This is a genomic window from Vibrio sp. Vb0349 (assembly GCF_033338975.1).
In genome coordinates, this window is record NZ_JAWOTS010000472.1 from 1 (window position 1) to 1025 (window position 1025).

Here is a 1025-nt window from a genome sequence, read left to right on the forward strand (position 1 = left end):
TGGAATCAACTCATCGGGATCGCCCGTACACAGTGGAGCAGTTTGATATTTGCCTTGCGTCGGCAAACCACCTTCTAACTCCAATTGGGCCATGGATAAGCCAAACGCAACCGAAGGATACATATTGGCATAATCAACCGGTATACCCGCGACCCAGCGTTCAGCCTGTTCTTGTAACTGAATGCCAGCCTCTTCGGTACTTTCCAAGCTAAAACCAAAAAGCGGTGCGACTTCACCTAATCCCGTGTTCTCGCCATCAGATAGCTCAACAATGTAGCCGATGCGTTCCGTCAGCTTGTTATCACGCAGTATTACGCCACTGTCCATTGGAAGGCAGTAACGGTAAATCTTTGCTTTACGCATAATTCCTGTCCTATTACGTACAACCCAAGCTTGCTGGCTATAAGAACGAACCATCCTCCCTGAGGGCGAGGCGCTCGGGACTAAAAACGAAGCAGAGGAGCACTCTGGCTCCTCTTTATTTACGGATTATGGGTTACGAGGAAACTTGTCGAAGTCTGGGCGACGTTTCTCGTTGAATGCGTTACGACCTTCTTGTCCTTCATCTGTCATGTAGAACATCATTGTTGCGTTACCCGCAAGCTCTTGAAGACCTGCTTGACCATCACAGTCCGCGTTCAATGCAGCTTTCAGGCAGCGTAGCGCCATTGGGCTATGCTGAAGAACTTCACGACACCATCGAACGGTTTCTTTCTCTAGATCTTCTAGAGGCACAACCGTGTTGACCAAGCCCATGTCTAACGCTTCTTGCGCGTTGTAGAAACGACATAGGAACCAGATTTCGCGTGCTTTCTTCTGGCCTACGATACGAGCCATGTAAGACGCGCCCCAACCACCATCAAATGAACCCACTTTAGGGCCCGTTTGACCAAACTGTGCGTTGTCCGCTGCAATTGTTAGGTCACACATCATGTGCAGTACATGACCACCGCCAACAGCCCAACCCGCTACGGAAGCAATAACAGGTTTTGGACACGTACGAATATCACGTTGGAAGTCCAATA

1 protein-coding gene and 1 pseudogene are annotated in these 1025 nt (G+C 49.5%); both read right to left on the bottom strand.

Annotation, left to right across the window (positions count from 1 at the left end; genetic code table 11):
- A pseudogene (locus R7Q47_RS26675) lies at positions 1–363 on the bottom strand (o-succinylbenzoate synthase); the annotation flags it as partial.
- A gap of 126 nt (positions 364–489) precedes the next feature.
- Positions 490–1025 (bottom strand): enoyl-CoA hydratase-related protein (locus R7Q47_RS26680; protein WP_318090333.1); only part of this gene is annotated, 536 nt, incomplete at its 5' end.